The organism is Campylobacter sp. BCW_6464, from assembly GCF_001762775.1.
Classification (GTDB): Bacteria; Campylobacterota; Campylobacteria; order Campylobacterales; family Campylobacteraceae; genus Campylobacter_D; species Campylobacter_D jejuni.
This window is the reverse complement of sequence record NZ_MJXM01000057.1, coordinates 1-3,312: the sequence shown is the minus strand read 5'-3', so window position 1 is coordinate 3,312 and position 3,312 is coordinate 1. Positions and strand designations below refer to the sequence as shown.

Below are 3,312 nucleotides of genomic sequence, written 5' to 3'. Positions count from 1 at the left end.
TTAATCAAATTTAGCGAAAAAACTGCTTTTGTAGAACCCTTTGCCAAGGAAAGAAAAGAAATCACTTATAAAGACTTTGATCTTTTTTCTAAAAAACTAGCCAGTGAAATTTTAAAAACTTTAAAAAATGATAATCCTACTCAAGTTCCTGTTTTAATCATCTTGCCTAAAGGGATTGATTGTTTGATTTCATTTTTTGGAGTGGCACTCAGTGGAAATTTTTATACCCTTTTAGATGAAAAAAGTCCTAAAGAAAGAGTAGAAAAAGTCATAGAGGTTTTAAAGCCTAAACTTTTTATCACTTCAAAGGACTTAAATTTTAACTTAGATTTACCTACGCTTTATACACAAGACTTTGAAAGTTTTGATATAGATGAGAGTTTAATAAAGCATGCCAAAGAAAAACATATAGATACTAATTTACTCTATGTTTTCTTTACAAGTGGGAGCACAGGTATTCCTAAAGGAGTAAGCATAGCACATAAGAGTGTGATTGATTATACTTTTTGGGTGTGTGAGACTTTTAAATTTGATGAGAATGAAATTTTAGCCAATCAAGCACCATTTTATTTTGACAATAGCATTTTAGATATTTTTTCAAGTGTAAAATCAGGAGCGACTTTACACCTTTTACCTAATCATCTTTTTGCCTTTCCAAATAAAATTTTAGAATGCCTTGAAAAAGAAAAAGTAAGCACTATATTTTGGGTGCCTTCGGTGCTAATTTATTTTGCAAATACGGAAGCTTTGAATAATTTTAGTTTAAATACCTTAAAAAAAATACTTTTTTGCGGTGAAATCATGCCCAATAAACAGCTAAATATTTGGCGTAAACACTTACCCAATGCCTTATTTGCCAACCTTTATGGCCCAACAGAAATCACTGATGTATGTTCTTTTTATATCATCAATCGCACTTTTAAAGATGAAGAACTTTTACCTATAGGCAAAGCGTGTAAAAACACAGAACTTTTAGTTTTTGATGAAAATATGAATTTCATAAGTCCTAAACAAATAGGTGTTAAAGGGGAGCTTTTCGTACGTGGAACTTCTTTGTCTTTAGGGTATTATAATGACAAAGAAAAAACCAAACAAGCTTTTATTCAAAATCCTTTACATGATAATTATTTAGATTTACTCTATAAAACAGGAGATATCGTTTCTTATAATGAATTTGGAGAGCTTTTGTGCTATGGGAGAGTGGATAATCAGATAAAATATATGGGGCATAGGATAGAACTTGGAGAAATAGAAAGCGTGATAAATTCCCATGCGAATATTAAAAACAGTGCATGTATTTTTAAAGAAGATATTATTTGTTTTTATGAAAGTGAAGAAGAAATTAATTTTAAAGCTTTTTTAAAAGATAAATTACCTTCTTATATGATCCCAAAAAATTTTATTAAAATTGACAAATTTAAACTCAATCAAAATGGTAAAATTGATAGAAATTATTATAAAGAACTTTAAGGAGAGAAAATGGAAGAGATTAAACAGTTTTTTAAAGAAATTGGAAAAGAAAACATTGATGAAAATTCTAAAAATTTAGTGACTAATGGCCTAATAGATAGCCTAGATATCATGAAATTAGTAACTCAAATAGAAGATTTTTACGATCAAGAATTAGACATGGATTTTATAATGCCTGAAAATTTCGAAGATTTTAAAACCATAGAAACGATGATAAAAAAGGCTTTTAATTTATGAAGATTGTTTTACTTGGATCTTGCGAATCAAGATGGAATGATCCCTTTACAGAAGGTTTTAAGAAATTTGGTGCAGATGTTAAAAGTTTTGGATTGGCCTCTATAGATCCTTTAGGGCATATTTATTATCTTTTTCGACAAAAAACAAAAAAATATATCGAAGAAGCTGATTTAATAATATTTTCTTTAGATGAAACAGCTTTTCGAAAAAAGAAAGATATAGCACAAGTAAATCTACCAGTATTTGATTGTATTTATAAAATTTTAAATAGTTTACAAAAGAAAGTTTTAATTGTTCAATGGCTACACGGAATTTATCATGGAGGATATACATATACTTCTTTTCATAAGCTTCAAAGTGAGAAATATGGATTTAATTTTATCGATGTCTTTAATTTTCTTTCAAAAGAATCTATTCTAGATTTTTATGCTAATACTATAAATCCAGTTCATCCTCCGATATTTGTCACCTCTACATTAGCTTATAAAATCTGTGAAAATTTTGACTTTTTTAAAAAACCAAAAAAAATTAAAAATCTTAACATTCCCTCTTTTCAAACTTTAGATTTAGATGAAATTATAGATACAAAAAACAATAAAGATTTTGTAAAAATCAGATCCTTTCTTTGCAAAGAAAATATTTATAAATTAGAGAACAAGAAAGAACTTAAGTTGATTTTGCCTGCAAAATATTGCAATATGAAAATTCTAGCTGTTCACTTTTGGAACAATAGTTTTACTCCAGCAAATCTTCTTTCTTATTGTATTTTCGAAAATGAAAAACAAAAAGTCCTAATACCTATATATAACCATCAAGCAATTATTGCATTAGAATATAACTTTACCATAAGTCAAGATATAAAAATTCATAATCGTTTGGACAATGATGTGAAAAAACCTAAATATAATGTTTTTTATGATAAAATATTTGAAGAGGGAAAACAAGCAGGAATCATAGGTTTCTTACTTATGCCAAAAAATGAAACGTTAGAAGAAATAAAAATTCCAGAAAATATAGATTTTGAAATTTCAAAGGAATATGATTTTACACACCTTTGCAAATATTTAAAAGACTATAAAATTATTATCGAGCAATATAATCAAAGAAAAGATCCTATTAAACTACAGACTTTGCAAAATCAAATCAATACCTTAAATACTCAAATATCTAATTTAACTCAAGAAAAACAAAATTTACTCAATGAAAAAAACAATCTTGAAAATAAACTCAACTCCATCCCTATTAAAAAACAACGTTTAGAATTAGCCAATCTAGAACAAGATTTAATTATTAAAAAATTAGAAAGTAAAAAACTTGCTAAATCTTTGGGTATAAAAATGAGCATAATAAATCCTAAAATTACTTTTATTCAAGCTAATTCAGCTAAAGCTCGTATACAAAACCACTTATCTTATAAACTAGGACAAACTTTGATAGAAAATTCAAAAAGTATATTAGGATATATAAGAATACCTTATGTATTATCATATATAAAAGATAAACATAAATTTGAACAAAAAGCCTATGAAGAAAAAATAAAAGAAAATCCAAATTTAGCTTTACCTCCTTTAGAAACTTATCCTGATTATAATGAAGCTTTAAAAG

The 3,312-nt window shown here is 26.8% G+C and carries 3 protein-coding genes; all 3 read left to right on the top strand.

Annotation, left to right across the window (positions count from 1 at the left end; genetic code table 11):
- Positions 1-1,470: AMP-binding protein (locus AJ885_RS07195; protein WP_148123898.1), on the top strand; the 1,470-nt coding region annotated here is incomplete at its 5' end.
- A gap of 9 nt (positions 1,471-1,479) precedes the next feature.
- A complete protein-coding gene (locus AJ885_RS07190) occupies positions 1,480-1,707 on the top strand; it encodes a phosphopantetheine-binding protein (protein ID WP_070280999.1) in 228 nt (75 codons plus the stop codon).
- Positions 1,704-3,312, top strand: a 1,609-nt coding sequence (locus tag AJ885_RS10695) for a hypothetical protein (protein WP_070280997.1), incomplete at its 3' end; no start/stop codon positions are given. The genes AJ885_RS07190 and AJ885_RS10695, both read left to right, overlap by 4 nt.

Bases quoted from the DNA above. Each gene is read 5' to 3' on its own strand.
- AJ885_RS07190 (WP_070280999.1), top strand. From the start codon at position 1,480: ATGGAAGAGATTAAACAGTTTTTTAAAGAAATTGGAAAAGAAAACATT.